At 42.3% G+C, this 1,478-nt stretch carries 1 protein-coding gene; it reads right to left on the bottom strand.

The features are described from left to right. A partial coding sequence (locus tag ABEG11_RS18985) for a SprB repeat-containing protein (protein WP_348825756.1) occupies window positions 1-1,478 on the bottom strand: 1,478 nt, incomplete at both ends.

Genomic DNA, 1,478 nt, shown 5'->3' with positions numbered 1-1,478 from the left:
AATAGCAATTGGTGTCACTGGATCTACTGTATACGATTCCTGATAAGTACAGCCATTTGCATCTTTAACCTGGAATACATAAGTATCTGGTGATAATAGTGTGAATACGCCACTTGATGCACCGGATATATTTCCTGCAGCACTTGCCGGTGAAACTATTGTATAGCTTAGTGTACCAACTCCGCTTGTTGTGGTTAATGTAACCGTACTGGTCTGGCTTGCAACTGGTGAACAATATACTGGTGTCCCAGTGATATTCATATCTGTAGGAGGATTTAATGGTACAACAGTTGTACTAACTGGCACACTGATATTACATCCTTTTCCATCTTTAACCCATGCCTGAACCAATCCAGATGTACTGGTGGTATATGTGTTAACTGACGAATAGTTAATACCGTCAAAACTATATTGATAAGGCGTTGTTCCGCCACTAGCAGTTACTGTAACTGTAGCCTGCTGTACTGCATTTGCTGTTCCACAAGATAAACCTGTAGTTACTGAAATACTTGCCGCAACAGCTGCAGGCTGTGTAATATCTACAGGGATAGCAGCTGTTATTGTACAGCCTTTAGCGTCTTTTACAACAATGTTATAAACACCAGCATCTGTCAAGCCTGCAAAATAATTTGAACCCTGGAATGTTACTCCGTTATCAATACTGTACTCATATGGCTCAACACCATTAGAAGCTGTTATTGTAATTGTTCCATCTGATCCTCCATTACAGCTTACATCTGTCTGTGCAAATACAGCCGATGGTGTACTTGGAACAGTCACAACAACATCTGATGTTGTAACGGAACAAACCGCAGCATTGCTGTCTGTTATCACAAAATGATACGTGCCAGCTGCTGGAACTGAAGCCGTGAAAGATGAACCGGTTACAGCTGTCACAACGCCTGATGGAGAACCATTCAGATACATCTGGTATGAATATGGCGCAACTCCGCCAGCTATCGTAACATCAATTACCGCATTAACTGGGGCTCCACAATATAGATCCTTAGTCAGCGAAGCTAAAGCTGTTAATTGGTTTTCTATTTTATAATCTACAAAAGCCTCACAGCCGTTATCGTCTTTAATACCTAATGTATAAGTGCCAGGCCCTGCAAGTGTAGCAATAGCTCCAGATATAGCAGATCCGTTCACTGTGAAAGACTTAACTCCGTTATAAGTACCTGTACCTAACAATGTGCCTAAATTCACTGTCAATGGCGAACCAGCATAACATTGCGGTGCCGGTGCTGTAATCGTTGGCGGTGCATCATTTGTAATCACCACATTCTGCATACTGATACAGCCATTGGCATCTTTTACATAAACATCCCAAGATAGATTTGCAGGATTCAGATTCGTATCCACTGAAAGTATTGCACTAGCAGTATAAACTCCTGATGCCGGAGCTGCTGCCCCGCCTGCAACTGCTGCATAACTGTAAACTCCTGTGCCTCCTGTAACTCCGCTAACAGTAATTA

The sequence above is a fragment of the Flavobacterium aestuarii genome (assembly GCF_040049115.1).
GTDB lineage: Bacteria > Bacteroidota > Bacteroidia > Flavobacteriales > Flavobacteriaceae > Flavobacterium > Flavobacterium aestuarii.
The sequence above is the reverse complement of the archived record's forward strand: the minus strand, read 5'-3'. Positions and strand labels throughout refer to the sequence as shown.